23 protein-coding genes and 1 tRNA gene are annotated in these 23,812 nt (G+C 65.8%); 14 read left to right on the top strand and 10 right to left on the bottom strand.

All coding sequences use genetic code 11. The annotated features are described in order from the left end of the window. The 6 genes from HAV18_RS34920 (at position 1) to lpxC (ending at position 6,134) form a co-directional block, all read left to right on the top strand. Positions 1-942 carry a D-alanine--D-alanine ligase gene (locus HAV18_RS34920; RefSeq protein ID WP_021159913.1) on the top strand — a complete coding sequence of 314 codons (942 nt, stop codon included), beginning with the start codon at positions 1-3 and terminating at the stop codon, positions 940-942. 19 nt (positions 943-961) lie between these two features. Continuing rightward, positions 962-1,714, top strand: a complete 753-nt coding sequence (locus HAV18_RS34915; RefSeq protein WP_011350842.1) for a cell division protein FtsQ/DivIB — start codon at positions 962-964, stop codon at positions 1,712-1,714. Positions 1,715-1,740: 26 nt separating this feature from the next. Continuing rightward, positions 1,741-2,973 (top strand): cell division protein FtsA, encoded by a 1,233-nt coding sequence (ftsA, locus tag HAV18_RS34910; RefSeq protein WP_006487138.1) that lies wholly within the window; start codon positions 1,741-1,743, stop codon positions 2,971-2,973. Between the two features lie 111 nt (positions 2,974-3,084). Next, positions 3,085-4,281 carry a cell division protein FtsZ gene (gene ftsZ / locus HAV18_RS34905; RefSeq protein ID WP_021159911.1) on the top strand — a complete coding sequence of 399 codons (1,197 nt, stop codon included), beginning with the start codon at positions 3,085-3,087 and terminating at the stop codon, positions 4,279-4,281. Between the two features lie 188 nt (positions 4,282-4,469). Then, positions 4,470-4,976 (top strand): peroxiredoxin, encoded by a 507-nt coding sequence (locus HAV18_RS34900; RefSeq protein ID WP_027788450.1) that lies wholly within the window; start codon positions 4,470-4,472, stop codon positions 4,974-4,976. A 240-nt stretch (positions 4,977-5,216) separates the two neighbouring features. Then, positions 5,217-6,134 (top strand): UDP-3-O-acyl-N-acetylglucosamine deacetylase, encoded by a 918-nt coding sequence (lpxC, locus tag HAV18_RS34895; protein WP_027788449.1) that lies wholly within the window; start codon positions 5,217-5,219, stop codon positions 6,132-6,134. A gap of 81 nt (positions 6,135-6,215) precedes the next feature. Here lpxC and HAV18_RS34890 read toward each other — a convergent pair whose 3' ends face one another. Continuing rightward, positions 6,216-6,692, bottom strand: coding sequence for a DUF721 domain-containing protein (locus HAV18_RS34890; RefSeq protein ID WP_166964967.1), 477 nt, complete (start codon positions 6,690-6,692; stop codon positions 6,216-6,218). Between the two features lie 256 nt (positions 6,693-6,948). On the opposite strand from HAV18_RS34890, the gene secA reads away from it, so the two are divergent. From secA to HAV18_RS34870, 4 genes are all read left to right on the top strand, one after another. Then, a complete protein-coding gene (secA, locus tag HAV18_RS34885) occupies positions 6,949-9,747 on the top strand; it encodes a preprotein translocase subunit SecA (protein ID WP_166964965.1) in 2,799 nt (932 codons plus the stop codon). Between the two features lie 144 nt (positions 9,748-9,891). Continuing rightward, positions 9,892-11,133 (top strand): bifunctional glutamate N-acetyltransferase/amino-acid acetyltransferase ArgJ, encoded by a 1,242-nt coding sequence (gene argJ, locus HAV18_RS34880; RefSeq protein WP_166964963.1) that lies wholly within the window; start codon positions 9,892-9,894, stop codon positions 11,131-11,133. Positions 11,134-11,152: 19 nt separating this feature from the next. Beyond that, the gene (locus tag HAV18_RS34875) at positions 11,153-12,022 is read left to right on the top strand and encodes an ATP-binding protein (protein ID WP_166964960.1); all 870 of its coding nucleotides are present in this window, start codon (positions 11,153-11,155) and stop codon (positions 12,020-12,022) included. Further along, positions 12,019-12,477, top strand: a complete 459-nt coding sequence (locus tag HAV18_RS34870; RefSeq protein WP_166964958.1) for an NUDIX domain-containing protein — start codon at positions 12,019-12,021, stop codon at positions 12,475-12,477. Before HAV18_RS34875 ends, HAV18_RS34870 begins: the two co-directional genes overlap by 4 nt. Before the next feature lie 55 nt (positions 12,478-12,532). Here the strand turns inward: HAV18_RS34870 and HAV18_RS34865 are convergent, their stop codons facing one another. The 9 genes from HAV18_RS34865 to HAV18_RS34825 form a co-directional block, all read right to left on the bottom strand. Beyond that, positions 12,533-12,733: a DNA gyrase inhibitor YacG gene (locus tag HAV18_RS34865; RefSeq protein WP_166964956.1), complete on the bottom strand. Its 201-nt coding sequence runs from the start codon at positions 12,731-12,733 to the stop codon at positions 12,533-12,535. A 25-nt stretch (positions 12,734-12,758) separates the two neighbouring features. Beyond that, positions 12,759-13,514 carry a cell division protein ZapD gene (gene zapD / locus HAV18_RS34860; RefSeq protein ID WP_166964954.1) on the bottom strand — a complete coding sequence of 252 codons (756 nt, stop codon included), beginning with the start codon at positions 13,512-13,514 and terminating at the stop codon, positions 12,759-12,761. 109 nt (positions 13,515-13,623) lie between these two features. Continuing rightward, on the bottom strand, positions 13,624-14,232 hold the full coding sequence (gene coaE / locus HAV18_RS34855; protein ID WP_166964952.1) for a dephospho-CoA kinase: 609 nt from the start codon (positions 14,230-14,232) through the stop codon (positions 13,624-13,626). A gap of 1 nt (position 14,233) precedes the next feature. Further along, positions 14,234-15,145, bottom strand: a complete 912-nt coding sequence (locus tag HAV18_RS34850; protein WP_166964950.1) for an A24 family peptidase — start codon at positions 15,143-15,145, stop codon at positions 14,234-14,236. Positions 15,146-15,190: 45 nt separating this feature from the next. Continuing rightward, the gene (locus HAV18_RS34845; protein ID WP_166964948.1) at positions 15,191-16,402 is read right to left on the bottom strand and encodes a type II secretion system F family protein; all 1,212 of its coding nucleotides are present in this window, start codon (positions 16,400-16,402) and stop codon (positions 15,191-15,193) included. Beyond that, positions 16,399-17,676, bottom strand: coding sequence for a GspE/PulE family protein (locus tag HAV18_RS34840; protein ID WP_166964946.1), 1,278 nt, complete (start codon positions 17,674-17,676; stop codon positions 16,399-16,401). Before HAV18_RS34840 ends, HAV18_RS34845 begins: the two co-directional genes overlap by 4 nt. An 83-nt stretch (positions 17,677-17,759) precedes the next feature. Continuing rightward, complete coding sequence (locus tag HAV18_RS34835) at positions 17,760-19,052, bottom strand: HlyC/CorC family transporter (protein WP_166964944.1); 1,293 nt, start codon at positions 19,050-19,052, stop codon at positions 17,760-17,762. A gap of 142 nt (positions 19,053-19,194) precedes the next feature. Further along, a tRNA-Pro gene (locus tag HAV18_RS34830) sits at positions 19,195-19,271 on the bottom strand. A gap of 177 nt (positions 19,272-19,448) precedes the next feature. After that, positions 19,449-20,444 (bottom strand): polyprenyl synthetase family protein, encoded by a 996-nt coding sequence (locus HAV18_RS34825; RefSeq protein ID WP_059236288.1) that lies wholly within the window; start codon positions 20,442-20,444, stop codon positions 19,449-19,451. 210 nt (positions 20,445-20,654) lie between these two features. On the opposite strand from HAV18_RS34825, the gene rplU reads away from it, so the two are divergent. The 4 genes from rplU (at position 20,655) to proB (ending at position 23,749) form a co-directional block, all read left to right on the top strand. Then, the gene (gene rplU / locus HAV18_RS34820) at positions 20,655-20,966 is read left to right on the top strand and encodes a 50S ribosomal protein L21 (RefSeq protein WP_006025184.1); all 312 of its coding nucleotides are present in this window, start codon (positions 20,655-20,657) and stop codon (positions 20,964-20,966) included. 24 nt (positions 20,967-20,990) lie between these two features. Next, positions 20,991-21,254 carry a 50S ribosomal protein L27 gene (gene rpmA, locus HAV18_RS34815; RefSeq protein ID WP_006476999.1) on the top strand — a complete coding sequence of 88 codons (264 nt, stop codon included), beginning with the start codon at positions 20,991-20,993 and terminating at the stop codon, positions 21,252-21,254. A 187-nt stretch (positions 21,255-21,441) separates the two neighbouring features. Then, positions 21,442-22,554 (top strand): GTPase ObgE, encoded by a 1,113-nt coding sequence (gene obgE, locus HAV18_RS34810; protein ID WP_166964942.1) that lies wholly within the window; start codon positions 21,442-21,444, stop codon positions 22,552-22,554. Positions 22,555-22,630: 76 nt separating this feature from the next. Continuing rightward, entirely contained in the window at positions 22,631-23,749 is a 1,119-nt protein-coding gene (gene proB, locus HAV18_RS34805) for a glutamate 5-kinase (protein ID WP_166964940.1), read from the top strand. The last annotated feature ends 63 nt before the right edge of the window (positions 23,750-23,812 follow it).

The following is a 23,812-nucleotide window of genomic DNA, read 5'->3' as shown; positions in this document are numbered from 1 at the left end:
ATGAGCGGGATTGATCCGAAACGTTTCGGCAAGGTGGCGGTGTTGTTCGGCGGCGAGTCCTCGGAGCGCGAGGTATCGCTCACGTCTGGCCAACTGGTGCTGCAGGGCCTGCGCGACGCGGGCATCGACGCCCACCTGTTCGACCCGGCCGAGCGCCCGCTGGCGGCGCTGAAGGATGAAGGGTTCGTGCGCGCGTTCAACGCGCTGCACGGCGGTTACGGCGAGAACGGCCAGATCCAGGGCGCGCTCGATTTCTACGGGATCCGCTACACGGGCAGCGGCGTGCTCGGGTCGGCGCTCGGCCTCGACAAGTTCCGCACGAAGCTCGTCTGGCAGCAGACGGGCGTGCCGACGCCGCCGTTCGAGACGGTGCTGCGCGGCGACGACCTCGCGGCGCGCGCGACGGACATCGTCGCGAAGCTCGGCCTGCCGCTGTTCGTGAAGCCGGCGAGCGAGGGCTCGAGCGTCGCGGTGTTGAAGGTGAAGACAGCCGATGCGCTGCCGGCTGCGCTCGAGGAAGCCGCGAAGCATGACCCGATCGTGATCGTCGAGAAGAGCATCGAGGGCGGCGGCGAATACACCGCATGCATCGCCGGCGATCTCGACCTGCCGGTGATCAAGATCGTGCCGGCCGGCGAGTTCTACGACTATCACGCGAAGTACATCGCCAACGACACGCAATACCTGATTCCGTGCGGGTTGCCCGCCGACAAGGAAGCGGAGCTCAAGCGCGTCGCGCGCCGTGCATTCGATGTGCTCGGCTGCACCGACTGGGGCCGCGCCGACTTCATGCTCGACGCCGATGGCAACGCGTACTTCCTGGAAGTGAACACCGCGCCGGGCATGACCGACCACTCGCTGCCGCCGAAGGCCGCGCGCGCGGTCGGCATCAGCTATTCGGAGCTGGTCGTGAAGGTGCTGTCGCTCACGCTCAACGACTGACGCAGGAACGGAACGACGTATGTGGAACAACGTTCGCCAACTCAACCTTGCCGCCAGCGCGCTGTACGCGCTGCTGCTGCTCGTGTTGGCGGCGGCCGGTTGCTACTGGCTGATCCAGCGCCCGACGTTCGCGCTGCGGGAAATCCGGATCGATGGCGACACCGAGCACATCAATTCGCCGACGGTACGCGCAGGCGTGGTCGGCCGGCTGAAGGGCAATTTCTTCACGGTCGATCTCGACGCAGCGCGCGCCGCGTTCGAGCAGATGCCCTGGGTGCGCCATGCGAGCGTGCGCCGGGTGTGGCCGAATGCGCTGGCTGTCACGCTCGAGGAGTACAAACCGCTCGGAACCTGGGGCAGCGACCAGCTCGTGAGCGTCGACGGCGAGCTGTTCACCGCGAACCAGGGCGAGCTGGAACAGGAACTGCCGGCGTTCGACGGCCCGGAGGGCAGTGCGAAGGAAGTCGTCACGCGGTATCGCGACTTCGGGAAATGGTTTGCGCCGCTGAAGGCGGCGCCGGAAGAAGTGACGCTGTCGGCGCGGTACGCGTGGACGGTGAAGCTGTCGAACGGCATGCAGGTCGAGCTGGGCAAGGAGCGCAACAGCGAATCGCTGCATGACCGGAGCCAGCGCCTGGTTGCCGCCTGGCCGGCGGTCACGGAGCGCTGGGGCAACGACATCGAGTACGCGGACCTGCGCTATCCGAACGGATTCGCGATTCGCGCGGCAGGCATGCGGTTCCTGACCGATACCGACAAGCGCAAGAAGTAACGAGAGATCACACGCAAGAGCACTTTATGAGCAAAGACTACAAGGATCTGCTGGTTTCCCTCGACATCGGCACGTCGAAGGTGGTGGCCATCGTCGCCGAGCTGAAGGGCGAAGGTCACTACGAGGTGATCGGCCTCGGCCAGAGCGAGTCGAAGGGTCTGAAGAAAGGTGTGGTGGTCAACATCGAGGCCACCGTGCAGTCGATCCAGCGCGCGCTCGAGGAAGCCGAGCTGATGGCCGACTGCAAGATCACCAACGTGTTCACGGGGATCGCCGGCAGCCACATCCGCAGCTTCAATTCGAGCGGGATGGTCGCGATCAAGGACAAGGAAGTCACGCAGACGGATGTCGCGCGCGTGATCGAGACCGCGAAGGCGATCAACATCCCGACCGACCAGCAGGTGCTGCATATCCTCACGCAGGAATTCATCATCGACGGCCAGGAAGACGTGCGCGAGCCGATCGGGATGAGCGGCATCCGCCTCGAGGTGAAGGTGCACATCGTGACGGGCGCGGTGAGTGCCGCGCAGAACATCGTCAAGTGCGTGCGCCGCTGCGGGCTCGAAGTGAACGACCTGATCCTGCAGCCGCTTGCATCGTCGCTGGCCGTGCTGACGGAAGACGAGAAGGATCTCGGTGTGGTGCTGGTCGACATCGGTGGCGGCACGACGGACATCGCGATCTTCGCCGAAGGCGCGATCCGCCACACGGCTGTGATTCCGATCGCCGGCGACCAGATCACGAGCGACATCGCGATGGCGCTGCGCACGCCGACGCCGGATGCGGAAGACATCAAGGTCGGCTACGGGATCGCGAAGCAGGCGCTCGCTGATCCGGACGAAATGGTGGAGGTGCCGGGCCTCGGCGAGCGCGGCCCGCGCACGCTGTCGCGCCAGGCGCTCGCGGCCGTGATCGAGCCGCGCGTCGAGGAGCTGTTCTCGCTCGTGCAGCAGGTCGTGCGCGAATCGGGTTACGAAGAACTGTTGAGCTCCGGCGTGGTCATTACCGGCGGTGCGTCGATGATGCCCGGCATGGTCGAGCTCGGTGAAGACATTTTCCTGAAACCGGTGCGCATCGGCGCGCCGGAGTATGCAGGCGGCCTGTCCGACGTCGTGCGCAATCCGCGCTACTCGACGGCGATGGGGCTGCTCGTCGAAGGCAGCGCTCAGCGCATGCGCGGCCGCAAGGTCGCCGTGCAGTCCGGCAACGCGGGGCAGGTGTTCTCGCGGATGAAGGAATGGTTCCTGAGCAACTTTTGACGAACTGAATCGAAATTCGCGCTGGTGCCGGCGGCTGGCGCGCGACAGGGGGTTGCCCGATCTCCTGCCGAATAACGGCCGATTAGCAGTCATTCTCTTGACGGAGGCAACATGGAATTCGAAATGCTGGAAACCGAGACCAACGGCACCATCATCAAGGTGGTCGGCGTTGGCGGCGCTGGCGGCAATGCCGTCCAGCACATGATCAACCGCGGCGTGCAGGGCGTCGACTTCATCGTGATGAACACGGATGCACAGGCGCTGTCGCGTTCGCGCGCATCGTCGGTGATCCAGCTCGGCAACACGGGCCTCGGCGCCGGTGCGAAGCCGGAAATGGGCCGTGCGGCAGCGGAAGAAGCGCGTGAGCGCATCGCCGACGCACTGCGCGGCGCGCACATGGTGTTCATTACGGCCGGCATGGGCGGCGGTACGGGCACGGGCGCGGCACCGGTGGTCGCGCAGATCGCGAAGGAGATGGGCATTCTGACGGTTGGTGTCGTCAGCAAGCCGTTCGAGTTCGAAGGCGGCAAGCGCATGCGCGTCGCCGAAGCAGGTTCGCAGCAACTGGAGGATCACGTCGACTCGCTGATCGTCGTGCTGAACGACAAGCTGTTCGACGTGATGGGCGACGACGCCGAGATGGACAAGTGCTTCCAGTGCGCGGACGACGTGTTGAACAACGCGGTCGCAGGCATCGCTGAAATCATCAATGTCGATGGCCTCGTGAACGTCGACTTCGAAGACGTGAAGACGGTGATGGGCGAGCAGGGCAAGGCGATGATGGGCACGGCGACGGTCGCCGGCGTCGATCGCGCGCGCCTCGCGGCGGAACAGGCCGTGGCGAGCCCGCTGCTCGAAGGCGTCGATCTGTCGGGCGCGCGCGGCGTGCTGGTCAACATCACGTCGAGCCGTTCGCTGCGCCTGTCGGAAACGCGCGAAGTGATGAACACGATCAAGAGCTACGCGGCGGAAGATGCGACGGTGATCTTCGGTGCGGTGTACGACGACGCAATGGGCGATGCACTGCGCGTGACGGTCGTGGCAACGGGTCTGGGCCGTGCGGCGAAGAAGCAGCAATCGGCACCGATGACGCTGCTGCGCACGGGTACGGACAACCAGCCGGTCAGCGCGGTGTCGCACGGCTATGCACCGGCCCATCACGTCAGCACGGCAGACTACGGCGCGCTGGATACGCCGGCAGTGTGGCGCAATTCGCGCGAAACCGCGGCATCGCACGTGCAGGCGCTGCAGGAGAAGGGTGTCGACACGTACGACATCCCGGCTTTCCTGCGCAAGCAGGCTGACTGACGCAAACACAGGCGAAGCCGCGGCGAAACTGCCGCGGTATCGCCGGCGTGACGGATGCTACGGACCACGACAGGCCGCGTCGACTGCGACGCCGGGCCGGGAAACGTGCCCTCTCCGCACAAGCGGGGCGGGATGGGCCGTGCCGTCCGTGACACGCTGAAAAACCGTATCGCTATGAGGGACCAGCCATGATTCAAGTGGGCGACGCGCTGCCCGACGCGCAATTGTTCGAGTACATCGACGACGCGCGCGAAGGGTGCACGCTGGGGCCGAACGCCTGCAGCGTGCGCGACCAGGTTGCGGGAAAGCGGGTGGTGATCTTCGGATTGCCGGGCGCTTTCACGCCGACCTGCTCGGCACAGCATGTGCCGGGCTACGTCGAACACGCCGAGCAACTGCGCGCGGCGGGTATCGACGAGATCTGGTGCGTGTCCGTCAACGACGCATTCGTGATGGGCGCATGGGGACGTGATCTGCACACCGCGGGCAAGGTGCGCATGATGGCGGACGGCAGCGCGGCTTTCACTCATGCGCTGGGGCTGACGCAGGATTTGTCCGCGCGTGGCATGGGGATTCGTTCCCTGCGCTACGCGATGGTGATTGACGGCGGTGTGGTCAAGACGCTGGCCGTCGAGGCGCCGGGCAAATTCGAAGTGAGCGATGCGGCGAGTGTTCTCGCGACGTTGACGTCCTGATCGTGCGGTGTGCCGTTGCCTGCGGGCAACGCTGCTCACCGGCCTCAGGGCAGTTGTAACACGGGCTGATGACCGGAAACGCCTCCGTTCCGGGCATCGGCCCGTCCCGTATCGGCGCGGGTAAACTGTCGAAACAGATTGATACGCAGTTTCAAACTGCGTTGAATAGGGAATTACGCTATAATCCCCTCTATCGAATATAACTCCTGATTGATATCTTCAATCACGACGAAGAACATCATGCTGAAGCAGCGCACCATCAAATCCATCGTGAAGACCGTGGGTATCGGTGTCCACTCGGGCCGCAAGATCGAGCTGACGCTCCGTCCCGCCGCACCGGGCACGGGCATCGTGTTCTCCCGCGTCGACCTTCCCACGCCCGTCGACATTCCCGCCGCGGCAACGTCGATCGGCGATACGCGGCTCGCGTCGGTGCTGCAGAAGGATGGCGTGCGCGTGTCGACCGTCGAGCACCTGATGTCGGCGTGTGCGGGCCTCGGTATCGACAACCTCTATGTCGACGTGACGGCCGAGGAAATCCCGATCATGGACGGCAGCGCGGCGACCTTCGTGTTCCTGATCCAGTCCGCCGGGATCGAGGAGCAGAACGCGCCGAAGCGCTTCGTCAAGGTGAAGAAGACGGTCGAAATCCGCGATGGCGACAAGTTCGCGCGTCTCGATCCGTACTTCGGCTTCAAGTTGAAATTCTCGATCGACTTCCGTCACCCGGCCGTCGACAAGACCGGCCAGGAGCTCGAGGTCGATTTCGCGAATACGTCGTATGTGCGCGAGATCGCGCGCGCGCGCACGTTCGGCTTCGCGCATGAGGCCGAGATGTTGCGCGAGATGGGCCTCGCCCGCGGCGGCAGCATGGAAAATGCGATCGTGCTCGACGAGTACCGCATTCTGAACAACGACGGGCTTCGCTATGACGACGAGTTCGTGAAGCACAAGATGCTCGACGCGATCGGCGACCTGTACGTGATCGGCCATCCGCTGCTGGCGTCGTACACGGCGTACAAATCGGGCCACGGGCTGAACAACGCGCTGCTGCGCGAACTGCTCGCGAACGAAGATGCGTACGAGATCGTCACGTTCGACGATCCGCAAGCCGCGCCGAAGGGCTTCGCGTTCGACGCGCAGACGGCCTTCGCCTGACCTGCGTCCGGCGCAAGCAATAAAAAAGCAGCCTTCGGGCTGCTTTTTTATTGGCCGGGGCGATGCCGGCGGCGCATGCCGTCAGCGCGGCTTCGCCCCATGCCGGGCCGCCATCCGCGCGAGCGCGACCTGCAGCGGCGACGGTTCGAGATGGTTGGCCAGATCGCGCAACGCGGCCGCGCCGACCGACGTCATCCGCGCCTGCTTCACGTGTGGCGGCTCCGGTGCATCCTTCGGGCGCACGCGCACGCGTAGCGTCGAGACCGGCCAGCCGCGCTTTTGCAGATCGCCGAGCAGCCGCGGCTCGACTTGTCGCAGCCGCGCGGCCAGCGCATTGTGTGCTGCAAAGAGGGTCAGGGTGCCGTCCTTCACGAAGCCGGGTTCGACGTGGTTCGCCAGGTAGTCGGGCAGGAGCGCGGCAAGATCGCGCTGCAGCGACGCGATTTGCTCGACGCCGGCACGCAGCGCCGCGAACGCGTCGGTGCGGCCGAGCACTTCGGACACGGGTTGCGGGCGATATGCGGCGAGCGGGCCGAAACGCTTGGAAAATCGGTTCATCGAGACATTCTTCGGGCGCGCACGCGCGCGGACGTTGACGCCGATTGTACCCGCGCGGGCCCGTGCACGGGCGGCTTTCGCCCCGTCGGCCCGGCCGTCGGCGTGCAGTGCCCGTCCGGCCGAGACACGGGCGCACGCGTTCGCGCGTGCTAAAATTCACCGTTTGAGTCCACTAATTCGCTAAGCCGCCGAGGCTCGGGCGTCGGGGCGCGCAACACGCGCCGGGCGCCGGTGCTGCGACGCAGGATCCGATCCGATGACAACCGGTTTTCTCCAGAAAATTTTTGGCAGCCGCAACCAGCGGCTCGTCAAGCAATACCAAAAGACCGTCACGACGATCAATGCGCTCGAAACGCAGATCGAGAAGCTGACGGACGACCAGTTGCGCGGCAAGACGGACGAATTCCGCCAGCGGGTCGCGGCCGGCGAGTCGCTCGACAAGCTGCTGCCCGAGGCGTTCGCGGTCTGTCGCGAGGCCAGCCGTCGCGTGCTGAAGATGCGGCACTTCGACGTGCAGATGATCGGCGGCATGGTGCTCCACTACGGCAAGATCGCGGAAATGCGCACCGGCGAGGGCAAGACGCTCGTCGCGACGCTGCCCGTGTACCTGAACGCGCTGGCCGGCCGCGGCGTGCACGTGGTGACCGTCAACGATTACCTCGCGCAGCGCGACGCCGAATGGATGGCGCGCCTCTACAACTTCCTCGGTCTGTCGGTCGGCATCAACCTGTCCGGCATGGAGCACGACCAGAAGCAGCAGGCTTACGCGGCGGACATCACGTACGGCACGAACAACGAGTTCGGCTTCGACTACCTGCGCGACAACATGGTCTATGAGACCGACGCGCGCGTGCAGCGGGCACTGAACTTCGCGGTCGTCGACGAAGTGGACTCGATCCTGATCGACGAAGCGCGCACGCCGCTGATCATTTCGGGCCAGGCCGAGGATCACACCGAACTGTACGTGCGGATGAACGCGCTGCCGCCGCTGCTCGAGCGCCAGATCGGCGAAGAGAAGGCCGACGGTACGGGTGTCGAGAAGCCGGGCGACTACACGCTCGACGAGAAGGCCCGCCAGGTGTTCCTGACGGAATCGGGCCACGAAAAGGCCGAGCGCCTGCTCGCCGAATGGGGCCTGATCGGCGAGGGCGAGAGCCTGTACGCGCCGCAGAACATCACGCTGATGCACCACGTGTACGCGGCGCTGCGCGGCCACACGCTGTTCCACAAGGATCAGCACTACGTCGTGCAGAACGGTGAAGTGGTCATCGTCGACGAATTCACGGGCCGCCTGATGGCAGGCCGCCGCTGGTCCGACGGCCTGCACCAGGCGGTCGAGGCGAAGGAACATGTGAAGATCCAGAGCGAGAACCAGACGCTCGCATCGATCACGTTCCAGAACTACTTCCGGATGTACGCGAAGCTGGCCGGCATGACCGGTACCGCGGACACCGAAGCGTACGAATTCAACGAGATCTACGGCCTCGAGACGGTCGTGATCCCGACCAACCGCCCGCCGAAGCGGATCGACAAGCAGGACCAGATCTACAAGACGGCCAAGGAGCGCTACGACGCGGTGATCCGCGATATCCGCGACTGCTACGAGCGCGGTCAGCCGGTGCTGGTCGGCACGACGTCGATCGAGAACTCCGAACTGTTGTCGCACCTGCTGAAGCAGGCCGGGCTGCCGCACGAGGTGCTGAACGCGAAGCAGCACGAGCGTGAAGCCGCGATCGTCGCGGAAGCCGGCCGTCCGAAGCGCGTCACGATCGCGACCAACATGGCCGGCCGCGGTACCGACATCGTGCTCGGCGGCAATGCCGAGAAGCAGGCCGCGTTCATCGAGGCCGACGAAGCGATTCCGGCCGACGAAAAGGCACGCCGTATCAAGCAGCTGCACGACGAGTGGGAAACGCTGCACGAGCAGGTGAAGGCCGCGGGCGGCCTGCACATCATCGGCACCGAGCGCCACGAATCGCGCCGGATCGACAACCAGCTGCGCGGCCGTGCGGGCCGCCAGGGCGATCCGGGTTCGTCGCGCTTCTACCTGTCGCTCGACGATCCGCTGCTGCGCATCTTCGCAGGCGACCGCGTGCGTTCGATCATGGATCGCCTGAAGATGCCGGAAGGCGAGGCGATCGAGGCCGGGATCGTCACGCGCTCGATCGAGTCCGCGCAGCGCAAGGTCGAAGCGCGCAACTTCGACATCCGCAAGCAGCTGCTCGAATACGACGACGTGTCGAACGACCAGCGCAAGGTCATCTACCAGCAGCGCAACGAGTTGCTCGAAGCGCACGACATCACCGAGACGATCTCCGCGATGCGTCACGGCGTGGTCACCGAAGTCGTCCGCCAGTTCGTGCCGGAAGGCAGCATCGAAGAGCAGTGGGACGTGCCCGAGCTCGAGGAAGCGCTGCGCAACGACTGGCAGCTCGACCTCGCGATTCAGGAAATGGTGAACGAGTCGTCGTCGATCACGGCCGAGGAAATTCTCGACGCCGTGACGACGGCCGCCGACGAGCAGTACGAGAGCAAGGTCGCGATGGTCGGCCGCGAATCGTTCAGCGCGTTCGAACGCTCGGTGATGCTGCAAACGGTCGACCGCCTGTGGCGCGAACACCTCGCAGCGCTCGACCACCTGCGCCAGGGCATCCACCTGCGCGGTTATGCGCAGAAGAATCCGAAGCAGGAATACAAGCGCGAAGCGTTCGAACTGTTTGCCGCGATGCTCGAGGCGATCAAGCAGGAAGTCACGCGCGTCGTGATGAACGTGCAGATCCAGTCGCCGGAGCAGCTCGAGCAAGCCGCCGAGCAGATCGAGGAGCGCGGCGGTCATCTCGAGAACGTCGAGTACCAGCACGCCGATTACGCGGAAGCAGGTGCGCCGGTGGCGAACGTCGCGGCTGCCGCGGCGGCCACGGCGACGGCCGACATGGTCGGCAGCGCGATGACGCACAGCGGCCCCGGCGGCGAAATGCCGAAGGTCGGCCGCAACGACCCGTGCCCGTGCGGCAGCGGCAAGAAGTACAAGCAATGTCACGGGAAGCTGTCATGATCGGCGGCGGCGCGCGTTAGGCGTGCCGCTCCGTTCGCAGCTTCGAGTGAGCGATGTGAGTTGCGGCGGCCCGTGCAAGCGGTCGCCGGTTCTTCCAATCGATGCCGGCGCATGCCGGCATTTTCCATCCGGCAGGTGTGCCCCATGGCTGTCAATTTTCCGTCGATCGATCCCGCCCAACTGCATCCCGTCGCCGGCGTCACGCTCGGCTGGGCGGAAGCGAACATCCGCAAGCCGAATCGCAAGGACGTGCTGGTCATCTCCGTCGACGAAAGCGCGACGGTCGCGGGCGTGTTCACTGAAAACCGTTTCTGCGCGGCGCCGGTCACCGTTTGCCGCGAGCATCTGGCGAAGGTGCGCGCGGGCGGCGCGGGCATTCGCGCGCTCGTCGTGAATACGGGCAATGCGAACGCCGGCACCGGCGAGCCGGGCCTCGTGAACGCGCGCGAAACCTGCACGGAACTTGCGCGCCTCGCGGGTATCGAGCCGGCGCAGGTGCTGCCGTTCTCGACCGGCGTGATCCTCGAGCCGCTGCCGATCGATCGCCTGAAGGCCGGCCTGCCGGCCGCGCTCGCGAACCGCAAGGCCGCGAACTGGTTCGACGCCGCGCAGGCGATCATGACGACCGACACGCTGCCGAAGGCCACGTCGCGCCAGGTGACGATCGACGGTCACACGGTCACGCTGACGGGCATCAGCAAGGGCGCGGGCATGATCAAGCCGAACATGGCGACGATGCTCGGTTTCCTCGCGTTCGACGCGAACGTCGCGCAGCCGGTGCTCGACACGCTCGTGAAGGAAGTCGCTGATCGCTCGTTCAACTGCATCACGATCGACGGCGATACGTCGACGAACGACTCGTTCATCCTGATCGCATCGGGCAAGAGCACGCTGCCGGCGATCACGTCGACCGATTCGCCGGCCTATGTGGCGCTGCGCGATGCGGTGACTGAGGTCGCGCAAGTGCTGTCGCAACTGATCGTGCGCGACGGCGAAGGCGCGACGAAATTCATGACGGTGCAGGTCGAGGGCGGCAAGAACGTCGCGGAATGCCGCCAGATCGCCTACGCAATTGGCCATTCACCGCTCGTGAAGACGGCCTTCTACGCATCCGACCCCAACCTCGGCCGGATTCTCGCGGCGATCGGCTACGCGGGCGTCGCGGATCTCGACGTCGGCAAGATCGACCTCTATCTCGACGATGTGCTCGTCGCGAAGGCGGGCGGCCGCAACCCGGCTTACCAGGAAGAGGACGGCCAGCGCGTGATGAAGCAGAGCGAAATCACGATTCGCGTGCTGCTTGGCCGAGGCGACGCGCAGGCCACTATCTGGACGTGCGACCTGTCGCACGACTACGTGAGCATCAACGCGGATTACCGCTCCTGATCGGGAGTGGCCGAACGACATGGATAAACTTGAACAGTTTCTGACGCGCGCGGAAGCGCTGCTCGGCCGTCTCGAAGGGATGCTGCCGCCCGCGCCGGCAGCGATCGACTGGAATGCCGCACATGCGTTCCGCTGGCGCAAGCGCCAGGGGCGCGGCTATCTGCAGCCGGTGCCGGCTGTGTCGTCGATCACGCTCGACGACCTGCACAACATCGATCGCCAGAAAGGGCTGATCGAACAGAACACGCGGCAGTTCGTACAGCAGAAGCCGGCCAACAACGTGCTGCTGACCGGCGCGCGCGGTACCGGCAAGTCGTCGCTGATCAAGGCGTGCCTGAACGCGCATGCGAAGGACGGGCTGCGTCTGATCGAAGTCGACAAGGACGACCTGCACGATCTCGGCGACATCGTCGACCTGATCTCGCAGCGCCCCGAGCGCTTCATCGTGTTCTGCGACGACCTGTCGTTCGAGGAAGGCGAGTCGGGCTACAAGGCGCTGAAGGTCGCGCTCGACGGCTCGATCGCCGCGCAGTCGGACAACGTGCTGATCTACGCGACGTCGAACCGCCGCCATCTGCTGCCCGAGTACATGAGCGACAACGAGACGTACAAGCATCTCCCGGATGGCGAGATTCACCCCGGCGAAGTCGTCGAGGAGAAGATCTCGCTGTCGGAGCGCTTTGGTCTGTGGGTCAGCTTCTATCCGTTCAAGCAGGACGACTACCTCGACATCGTCGGGCACTGGCTGCGTCATTTCGGCTGCCCGGATGCGGAGATCGAGTCCGCACGCGGCGACGCGCTCGTGTGGGCGCTCGAGCGCGGCTCGCGGTCGGGGCGCGTCGCGTGGCAGTTTGCGCGTGACTGGTCGGGACGCAAGGAGCAGGCATGAGCGCGGAAGTTGCACAAGGCGCGGTACGCGCGCCCGATGGCCGCAAGGTGACGGAAGTCGCGGTTGGCGTGATGGTGCAGCCGGACGGTACGGTCGGCCGCTGCCGCTATCTGCTCGCGCAGCGGCTGCAAGGCAAGCCGTATGAAGGCTACTGGGAATTTCCAGGCGGCAAGCTGGAGGCCGGCGAAAGCGTCGAGGACGCGCTTGCGCGCGAACTGCACGAGGAACTCGGCATCGAAGTCACGGCCAGCCATCGCTGGCACACGCTCGAGCACGATTATCCGCATGCCTATGTGCGGCTTTATTTCTGCAAGGTGACGGGCTGGACCGGCGAGCCGCACAGCAAGGAAGGGCAGGCATTCGTGTGGCAGCAACTGCCGGTCGAGGTCGCGCCGTTGCTGCCGGCAGCGCTGCCGGTGCTCGAACTGCTCGAGAAGGAAGCCGCGTCGAACTGACGCCACGATGGCCTGCCGGAAAGGCGGGCCATATCACTAGCAGGCGGTGCGCCGCTCAGCTGTCGCGGCGGCCGTCCGTGCCGTCTTCTTCCGACGAGGGGCCCTCGTCGGAGGATCCACCGATCCGGTACTTTTCGGCGGCCCAGGCGCCGAGGTCGAGCTGCTTGCAGCGGGCCGAGCAGAACGGACGGAACTGATTTTCGGGCGTCCAGCGCACTTCAGCGCTGCACGACGGGCATTTCACAACGGTAGTCATACGAAAGCGATCCGGCACGCGGCCGTTACAGATTGCACAGTGTCAGATGGAATGGCACGTCGATGTCCACCGCGCGCGGCCGCACATCGCCGTCCTGCATGGTGAACCGTACCCACAGCATGTATTTGTTGGCGCTCGCTTCGGGAATCACGCGCAGCTCCGGCGGCACGCGCACCTGCATCAACTGGTAGGTGCGACCGGACAGCATCTGCTGGTAGCTGCCCTGCATCGCCATGACCTTCGATGCCTGACCCGATTCGCGCGCGAGCCGCAGCACGATCGTCACGGCGTCGCGCAGCGGCAGCATCGGCAAGATCCATTTCGTGATGTCCTGGCGCCGCTGCTCGGCGGGCCACTGCTGCCACGCGTAGTACGACGGCAGGTCGAACTTGCACGTGCCGCCGGGAATCACCGCACGGCTGCGGATGCTGGCGAGCCACTCGTTGTCGACGAGGTGCTGTCCCGTCTTGCCCTGCATTTGCGCGAGATTCGCGAGTGTCTGCTCGATTTCGCCGAGCACGGCTTCGAGCGCGTTCTGCTCGATGCCCGGATTGCCGCGAAAGGGGGCGAGCGTCTGGCGCTGACGTTCGAGCTCCTTCATCAGATCCGATTTCAGGTCCGCGCGGCCCGTTACCTCGGCGATTTCGAACAGCGTCGTCAGCGCGACGTGGTGTTCACGCGGGTCCTCCTGAGCCAAAAAGAACGCGAAGCGCTCGAAGAGATCTTCGAGGCGCAACAGCGTGCGAATTCGCTCGTTGAACGGATACTCGTAAAGAATCAAGCGCGCTCGCCTCTTGGGTAGGGATTGAAACAATGCAGGACATTCTAATGCCCACTCTCTACCCTAGCAACGCGCCAATTTCGTACACCATCACGATTACGCGCGCGGCTCAGCGCGCGGCGGCCGCAAACCCGAGATAGCGTTGGTGCAGTGCATCGACCTGCGCGGCGAGCGCATCGGCCGTCGTCGCGTCGTTGACGATGACATCGTCGGCCGCCGCTAGGCGGGCCTCGCGCGTCGCCTGCCGCGCGATGATCGCTTCGACCTGCTCGCGCGTGAAGCCGTTGCGCCGCATCACGCGTGCGATCTGCGTTTCGACCGGGCAGTCGACGACGAGCACGCGATCGCTGCGCGCCTTCCAATTGCCGGATTCGACGAGCAGCGGCACCACGAACATCACGTATGGGCCCTGCGCTTCGCGTGCCTCGCGATCGGTCTCCGCCCGGATCAGCGGGTGCGTGATCGCTTCGAGGCGCCGGCGCGCGGCGTCGTCGCTGAAGATCAGTGCACGCATCTGCGCGCGGTCGAGCGAGCCGTCGGCGGCAACGAAACCGCGGCCGAATGCCTGTCCGATCGCGGGCATCGCGAGGCCGTCCGGCGCGGTGATGCGATGGGCGATCAGGTCGGTATCGACCAGCGACGCGCCTCGGGCGGCGAACAGGTCGGCGACGGTCGTCTTGCCGCTGCCGATGCCGCCGGTGAGTCCAATTGCGAACATGTCAGCCTCCGAGCGCCGCATAGAAAGGGGTGCCGAAAAACAGCGTCGCGACGCCGCCTGCCGCGAGGAACGGGCCGAACGGAATCGGCTCCTCGAAGCGCATGCGGCCGCGCCAGGTCGCGATGAGCCCGACGATCGCTCCCGTCACCGCGGCGAACAGCACGACCTGCGGCAGGGCGGCCCAGCCCATCCATGCGCCGAGCGCGGCGAGTAGCTTCAGGTCGCCGAAACCGATGCCCTCGATGCCGCGCAGCCATTTGAACAGCCAGTAGATCGACCACAGGAACAGGTAGCCGGCCATCGCCCCGATCACGGCTGAGCGCAGCGACGTGAACGTGCCGCCGAGGTTCAGCACCAGCCCGGCCCAGAGGAGCGGCAGCGTCATCGAGTCGGGCAGGTAGCCGGTCCGGATATCGATCGCGCTCATCGCGAGCAGCGCGGCGCACAGCGCGAACGCGGCAAGTGCGGTGACGGTCGGGCCGAATGTCGCGAGCGAGCCGGCGGCGAGCAGCGCGCATGCGAGCTCGACGAGCGGATAACGGATGCCGATCGCGTGGCCGCAGCGCCGGCAGCGCCCGCGCAGTATCAGGTAGCTGACGAGCGGGATGTTTTCCCATGCGCGCAGCACGTGGCCGCAATGCGGGCAGGCGCTGCGCGGGCGCCACAGATCGTAGCGCGGCGGGTAGCCGTCGTCGGGGGCGGCGCTCGCGTTGCCGGTCGCTTCATCGATCTCGGCCTGCCACGCGCGCTGCATCATCACGGGTAGCCGATGCACGACCACGTTCAGGAAGCTGCCGACGCACAGGCCGATGACGACTGCGAACGCATACTGCATCGCGGGCGGCAGCATCGCCAGTGCGAGCAGCGTGCTCTCGGGCGAATCGGTAATGGCGTACAGGGGCGCTGGCGTCATGAGGCTCTAGGTTCGGACTAAAAGGCGACAGAATCGGTTGCGATGCTACACCACGTTGCCGAGCTGAAGGATGGGCAGGTACATCGCGATCACGAGGCCGCCGACGAGTGCGCCCAGTACGATCACGATCAGCGGTTCGCCGAGCGCGGCGAGTGCTTCGAGACGCGCGTCCAGCTGGCGCTCGCACAGCGCGGCGATGTCGGCGAGCATGGTGTCGAGTGCCCCGGTCTCCTCGGCGACGGCGATCGGCTGTACGACGTCGTCCGGAAAGCAGCCGGCCGACTGCATCGCGTCGGCGAGGCGCGCGCCGCGCAGCACGTGGGCTGCGATGTGCGCGGTGGCGCGTTCGAACACAGGATGGCCGGCCGTGCGCTCGAGCGTGGCGAAGGCGTCGGCGAGCGGCACGCCGGCGCCGAGCAGCGTCGCAAGCGAGCGGCACCAGCGTGCGGCCGCGAACCGGCTCATCGCGCTCCCCGCGAGCGGGACGTGCAGCAGGCGCCGCGCGACCGCGTGGCGCAGCGGTGCCGACCGCCGCAGCGCGTGATGTGCGGCCAGCCCGATTGCCGCCGCACCGGCAACCAGCACACCGCCCCATGCCGACAGCGCCGAGGACAGCGCGAGCAGCGCCCGGGTCGGGGCCGGCAGTGCGGCGCCAAAGCCGTCGAAGATCTGGCGGAACGTCGGTACCACCCACACCATCAGCGCGGCCGAGATCGCGAGCCCGAACAGGATGACGGCCGCCGGATAGGCGAGCGCGGCCCGCAGCTTGCGCCACTGCGCGTCGGCGCGCTCGCGGTGCTCCGCGACCCGTGTCAGCACGACGCCGAGCGAGCCGGACGCTTCGCCGACCTCGATCAGCTGGCGATACAGCGTGCCGAACTGCGCTGGATAGCGTGCGAGTGCATCGGCGAAGCGACGGCCGCCGACGATCTCGCGGGCGAGACCCGCGGCGATGCGCGGCGGGCCGTCGCGTGGCCGCGTACGCGCGAGCATCTCGAGCGACGGCGCGAGCGGCAACCCGGCCTGCAGCAGGCTCGCGAGCTGGCGCGTGAAGCGCGTGATGTCCCGCGCGCCGGCCGTTGGCGGCCGAGCGGGACCGCGGACGTCGAGCGACAGCACGGCGATGCCGTCGCGTGCGAGCGCGGTGCGTGCACTCGCTGCGTCGAACGCGATGACGATCCCGCGGCGCGGCATGCCGTCGCGACGGCGGCCGCGCCACGCGAAGCGGGTTTCGCGCGGCGGTGTGCGTATGCTCATGCTGCTGGTGTCGCAGCGATGGCTTCCGCGATGCTCGTCGTACCGTCCTGGACGCGCGCGAACGCCGCGTCGCGCAGACTGCGCACGCCTTCGGCCGCCGCGCACCGCGCGAGTTCGCCGACACTCGCCCGGGTGACGATGCGTTCCGCCAGCCCGGGCGATACCGGCATCGTCTGATGCAGGCCGACACGGCCGCGATAGCCGATGCCGTGACAGGCCGAACATCCGCGCGCGACGAACGGCCGCCATCCTGCAGCGAGCGCAGCCGGGTCGCAGCCCGCTTCGTGCAATACGGGCACCGGTGCATCCGAGTGCATGCGGCAGGCGGTGCACAGCCGCCGGACGAGGCGCTGCGCGGTGACGAGGTGCAGCGCGGCCGCGAGGTTGTACGGTGCGACGCCGATGTCGAGCAGCCGCGCGACGGCGGCCGGTGCATCGTTCGTGTGTAGCGTCGACAGCACGAGATGGCCGGTCTGCGCTGCCTTGATCGCGACGTCGGCCGTCTCTGCATCGCGAATCTCGCCGACCATGATGATGTCCGGATCCTGCCGCAGCAGCGCGCGCAGTGCAGTCGCGAACGTGAGCCCCGCTTTTTCGGCGACACCGACCTGGCTGATGCCGTCGAGCTGGATCTCGGCGGGATCCTCCACCGTGCAGACATTGTGCGCGTCGCGATCGAGCATCTGCAGTGCGCAGTAGAGCGACAGCGTCTTGCCGCTGCCGGTCGGGCCCGTGACGAGCACGAGGCCATGCGGTGCGCGTATCGCGGCCTCCATCGCGGCCGCCTGTTGCGCGTCGAAGCCGAGGCGGGCGAGCGTGAGGTCGGTCGGCAGGGTTTCGAGGCGCCGCAGCACGAGCTTTTCGCCGAATAACGTCGGCAGCGAACTGACCCGGTAGTCACCGCGCGTGCCGCCGTCGATCGCGATGCGCAGCCTGCCATCCTGCGGGAGCCGCCGCTCGGCGATGTCCATGCGCGCGAGCACCTTGATCCGTGTGACGAGCGCGTCGCGCAGATGAAGGGGCGGCCGCGCATGTTCGTGCAGCACGCCGTCGATGCGCAGGCGGATGCGCCAGCCGGCTTCGAACGGTTCGACGTGGATGTCGGACGCGTCGCGCACGCGTGCTGCGTGAAGGGTGTCCGTCAGCAGCCGCACAGCGGGCGCATCGTCGAGCTGGGCCGCGTCGAGCGCGCGCGGTGCGGTGGCGGGCGACGCATCGGAGTGAGCGGGCGGCTGCTGCGTGCGCAACGGCGCCCCGGGAGGAATGAATTGCATGTGAGCCGGCACGCTGGCCGCCTGTTGACCGTGACCAGCAGATGGTCGCGCGTCGCGGGCGGCGCCGGCAGTCGGCCGTTCGGCTAGCGCGCGGTGGCGCGTGCGACTCGCGAGCCGCGCGGCTTGAAGAGCTTGACGGTGCGCACGGCCTGATCGTCGCTGCGCATCACCTCGAGCATCACGTCACCGATTTTCAGGCACACGTCGTCTTCCGGAATTTCCTCGAGGATTTCGAGAACCAGTCCGTTCAGCGTCTTCGGCCCGTCGGTCGGCAGCTTCAGGTGCAGCCAGCGATTCAGCTCGCGCAGCGGCATGCTCGCCGAGACGATGCATTCGCCGTTCTCGTCCCAGCCGCCCGCGCGTTCGCTGCGCGGCATCGATGTCGTGAACTCGCCGATCAGCTCCTCGATGATGTCTTCGGGCGTGACGAGCCCTTCGAGCTCGCCGTATTCGTTGACGACGAGCGCGGTCCGCTGCCGTGTTTCCTGGAAAAACTGGAGCTGCTGAACCACCGGCGTGCCCGACGGCACGTAGTACGGCTCGGCGAGCAGCGTGCGCAGCGTCTCGCGGTCGAATTCCTGGTTGTGCAGCGCGGTCAGCGTTTTGCGTACGTGCAGCACGCCGAGCACCTTGTCGATGTCGCCCTCGTAGACGACAAGCCGGTTGTGATAGCAGGTTTCGAGCTGGTGCAGGACGTCGTCGAGCGGTGCGTAGAAGTTGAGCGACTCGATCTGGCGGCGCGGCACCATCACGTCGTCGACCGTGATGTTCTCGAGGTCGAACAGGTTGAGCAGGATGCTGCGGTGCTTGGTCGGCATGAAACTGCTGGACTCGAGCACGATGGCCCGCAGCTCGTCAGCCGACATTCGCTGGTCGCGACCCTTCTTCGTGTTGATACGCAGCACCCACAGCACGCCGTTCGCGAGCGCGTTGACGAACCAGACGACCGGCTTGAACACGCGCATCAGCGGCGCGATCACGAGGCTCGCGGGCAGCGCGATGCGTTCGGGGAAGGTCGCGCCGACGATCTTCGGCGCGATTTCGGCGAACACGATGATCAGGAACGCGACAAGGCCGGTCGCGATCGACAGCGCGAGATTGTTGCGGCCGAACGTATGCAGCGCGAGCGAAGTCGTCAGGACCGGGATGATCGTGTTGAACAGGTTGTTGCCGATCAGGATCACGCTGAGCAGCAGGTCAGTGCGCGTCAGCAGCCCCTGCGTCGTTTTCGCGCCGAGTGCGCCCTGGCCGGCGAGATGCTTCAGCCGATGGCGGTTGAGCGCCATCATCGCGGTCTCGGAAATGGAAAAGAAGCTGGAACAGAGGAGAAGCAGGAAGACGGCGCCGATTTGCGCCCATAGGGGAATTTGGTCCACGCGTTGGAAGGGGCAGTGAAGGACAGGGATGGAGGGAATATAGCAGAGGCCGGCGACCGTGATGTGTCGTGCGCGACACGAGGGGCCCGCGGCGGCCGGACGAAAAAAAACCGTGCACATGGTGCACGGTTTTTTCAAAATCTGGTCGGGGTGAGAGGATTCGAACCTCCGGCCTCTACGTCCCGAACGTAGCGCTCTACCAGGCTAAGCTACACCCCGATTTGTACTCTTCCAATTTCGCAGTCTTCTTCAAGACCGCTGCGTCGTCAAGCAAGAACGTAACTATAACGACGTTTCTTCAAGAAGGGAAGCCCTTGGAGAAAAAATTTTTCGAGACAGGTGATTTTCCCGTGTCGAACGTGCGTCGCAGCCGTGGCGGCGACGCACGACATGCAATCAGGACTGCCGCGACGTCGAGTAAGAGCACAACGCGAGCAGGCTCTCCTTGTAGATTGAATCGGGGAACGCGGCGATTGCCGCCGCTGCCGCTTGCGCTTCCTGGCGTGCGCATTCGAGCGTGTGATCCAGTGCGCCCGAGCGTGTGATCGCTTCGAAAATCGTGTCGAAGCGATCGGTGCCGCCCTGTTCGATCGCCTCGCGTGCCAGCGCTGCCTGTTCGGGCGTGCCGCGTTCGATCAGATAGATGAGCGGCAGCGTTGGCTTGCCTTCGCGGAGGTCGTCGCCGGCATTCTTGCCCATTGCCTCCACGGTGCCCGCGTAGTCGAGCCAGTCGTCCATGATCTGGAATGCGGTGCCGATCCGGCGGCCGTATTCGGCGGCCGCGGCCTCGGTCGGCGCATCGGCGCCCGCGAGCACTGCGCCCAGGCGTGCCGACGCCTCGAACAGCTTCGCCGTCTTGTAGCGGATCACCTGCATGTAGCGCGTTTCGTCGACGTCCGCGTCGTGCATGTTGAGGAGCTGCAGCACCTCGCCTTCGGAAATGATCGTCGTCGCTTCGGACAGGATCTCCATCACGCGCATCTTGCCGACGCCGACCATCATCTCGAACGAGCGCGAATAGAGGTAATCGCCTACCAGCACGCTCGCCGCGTTGCCGAACAGCGCATTGGCGGTCTGGCGGCCGCGGCGCAGCTCGGATTCGTCGACGACGTCGTCATGCAGCAGCGTGGCCGTGTGGATGAACTCGACGACGGCGGCCAGCACGTGCCGCTGGTGCGACGTCTCGCCGAGTGCGCCGGCGACGAGCAGCAGCAACGCCGGACGCAGCCGCTTGCCGCCCGCGCCGATGATGTACTCGGCGATCTGGTTGATCAACAGCACGTCGGACGCGAGGCTTTGCCGGATAACGCGATTCACCTGCTCCATGTCACTCGTGATCGGAGCGAGCAGGTGGGCGGCGCTGAGGGTGGGGGAGGCGGTGGACGACGACATGATGATGGAATTGGGTGATGCGCCGGATTATAAGTCGAATCCGAGATATCCCGGTCTGTCACACGTGCCGCGGCCGCGAATTTGGCCGTTCGGCAGAGGCCCGCGCGCGGCAATCGTCGATCGGTTTTGACTTCGGTGCTAACCCCATGTATAATCACGTGTTTTCCGCGCGTGGTGTGCGGAAAATTTGGATCCAGAGTGAGGTTCTCAATGTACGCGGTCATAAAAACCGGCGGCAAGCAGTACAAGGTTGCCGTTGGCGAAAAACTCAAAGTAGAACAGATACCGGCTGACATTGACGCTGAAATCACGCTCGACCAGGTTCTCGCAGTGGGCGAAGGCGAATCGATTAAGTTCGGTACGCCGCTGGTCAGTGGGGCTTCCGTCAAGGCCACCGTTGTGTCGCACGGTCGTCATGCCAAGGTCACCATCTTCAAGATGCGTCGCCGGAAGCACTACCAAAAGCACGGCGGCCACCGCCAGAACTACACTGAGCTGCGCATCGACGCGATCAACGCGTAAGCGCCTCGGTAAAGGAGCAATCAGATGGCACACAAAAAGGCAGGCGGCTCTTCCCGGAACGGCCGCGACTCCGAGTCGAAACGTCTCGGCGTGAAAGTGTACGGCGGTCAGGCAATCAATGCCGGCGGCATCATCGTGCGGCAGCGCGGTACGCGCATGCACGCAGGCGAGAACGTCGGCATGGGCAAGGATCACACCCTGTTCGCGCTGGTCGACGGTCACGTCAAGTTCGCGACGAAGGGCGCGGACAAGAAGCATCTGGTCATCGTTGTCCCGGCGGCTGCCTAAGTTCAGGCACCCAAGGGCTTCGTAGCCGAAAGGCCCCGCAGTCTACGCGGGGCCTTTTTTATTTGGTCGCCGGGCGCATGTGCGCCCCGGCGACCGTTGCGCGACCGGCGTACGATCGGCCGAACGGCAGATTGTTCAAGCGCGCCGGCGCGCGGCACAATAGCGGAAATACTGGGCGGAGTGACGAATGAAGTTCATTGACGAAGCACGAATCGAAGTTATCGCCGGTGACGGAGGCGATGGCAGTGCGTCGATGCGCCGCGAGAAATTCGTCCCGTTCGGCGGGCCGGACGGCGGCGATGGCGGCCGGGGCGGTAGCGTGTACGCGATCGCCGACCGCAACATCAACACGCTGATCGACTACCGTTACGCGAAAAAGCATCTGGCGCGCAACGGCGAAAACGGGCGCGGCTCGGATTGCTACGGCAAGGGCGGCGACGACGTCACGCTGCGCATGCCGGTCGGTACGATCATCAGCGACATGGATACCGGCGAGTTGATCGCCGACCTGACCGAGCACGACCAGCAGGTGATGCTTGCGCAGGGCGGCTCCGGCGGGCTCGGCAACCTGCATTTCAAGTCGAGCACGAACCGTGCGCCGCGCCAGAAGACGGACGGCAAGCCCGGTGAGCGTCGCATGCTGAGGCTCGAGTTGAAGGTGCTTGCGGATGTCGGCCTGCTCGGCATGCCGAACGCGGGCAAGTCGACGTTCATTTCGTCGGTGTCGAATGCGAGGCCGAAGATCGCCGACTACCCGTTCACGACGCTTGCGCCGAATCTCGGCGTGGTGCGCGTCGGCCCGAGCAAGAGCTTCGTGATCGCCGACATCCCCGGGCTGATCGAGGGCGCCGCCGAAGGCGCGGGCCTCGGCCATCAGTTCCTGCGCCACCTGCAGCGCACCGGTGTGCTGCTGCATCTCGTCGATCTCGCGCCGTTCGACGAAAGCGTCGATCCGGTTGCGGAAGCGACGGCGATCGTCGGCGAGCTGCGCAAGTACGACGAGGCACTCTACGAGAAGCCGCGCTGGCTCGTGCTCAACAAACTCGACATGGTGCCGGAGGACGAGCGCAAGGCGCGCGTCGCGGATTTCATCGAGCGCTTCGAGTGGGACGGCCCGGTGTTCGAGATTTCGGCACTGACGGGCCAGGGCTGTGAAGCGCTGTGCTACGCGATCTACGACTACCTCTCCGAACATTCGGATGCGCATCGTGCGGCGGAGGCGGAAGATCTCGCGGCGGACGTGCGATTCCGCGACGCGCCGCCTGCGAACGGCGGGGCGGCGCCGGGCGACGACGCCTGAGCGGTTCCTGAACGCGCCGGGCGTGCCGCCCGGCGTCGGCGTTCAATCGCGTATCAGATACAGGAGACAAGGCAGGATGCGTTCGATCATCGCGGATTCGAAGCGATTGGTGGTGAAGGTGGGCTCCAGCCTCGTGACCAACGACGGCAAGGGGCTCGATCATGCTGCAATCGGCCGCTGGGCGGCCCAGATCGCCGCGCTGCGCGCCCAGGGCAAGGAAGTCGTGCTCGTCAGCTCGGGCGCGATTGCCGAAGGGATGCAGCGGCTCGGCTGGAGCAAGCGGCCGCGCGAAATCGACGAGCTGCAGGCCGCTGCCGCTGTCGGCCAGATGGGGCTCGCGCAGGTCTACGAGAGCCGCTTCACCGAGCACGATATCCGCACTGCGCAGATCCTGCTGACGCATGCCGACCTGGCGGACCGTGAGCGCTACCTGAATGCGCGATCGACGCTTCTGACGCTGTTGCGGCTTGGCGTCGTGCCGATCATCAACGAGAACGACACGGTCGTTACCGACGAAATCAAGTTCGGCGACAACGACACGCTCGGCGCGCTCGTTGCAAACCTGATCGAAGGCGATGCGCTGATCATCCTGACCGACCAGTCGGGCCTGTTCACGGCCGATCCGCGCAAGGACCCGAACGCGACGCTCGTTGCGGAAGCCAATGCGGGCGCGCCGGAACTCGAGGCGATGGCGGGCGGTGCGGGCTCGAGCCTCGGCCGCGGCGGGATGCTGACGAAGATCCTCGCGGCGAAGCGCGCGGCGCACAGCGGCGCGAATACGGTGATCGCGAGCGGCCGGGAGTCCGACGTGCTCGTGCGTCTGGCGGCCGGCGAGGCGATCGGCACGCAACTGATCGCCCGTACCGCGCGGATGGCGGCGCGCAAGCAGTGGATGGCCGACCATCTGCAGGTGCGCGGCCATGTCGTGATCGATGCGGGCGCGGTCGAGAAACTGACGGCCGGCGGCAAGAGCCTGCTGCCGATCGGCGTGATCGACGTGCAGGGCGCGTTCGCGCGTGGCGAAGTCATCGCGTGTGTTGGCCCCGACGGGCGCGAAATAGCGCGTGGGCTCACGAACTACAGCAGTGCGGAGACGAAACTGATTCACCGCAAGCCGAGCGGCGAGATCGAATCGGTGCTCGGCTATATGCTGGAGCCCGAGCTGATCCATCGCGACAACCTGGTGCTGGTGTGACCATTCGCGTTGCCGGCCCGGCCATCAAATGAAAAAGCCCGCGTGATGCGGGCTTTTTTATGC

The sequence above is a fragment of the Burkholderia sp. D-99 genome, assembly GCF_011605345.1.
GTDB lineage: Bacteria > Pseudomonadota > Gammaproteobacteria > Burkholderiales > Burkholderiaceae > Burkholderia.
This window is presented reverse-complemented; position numbering and strand designations above follow the sequence as displayed.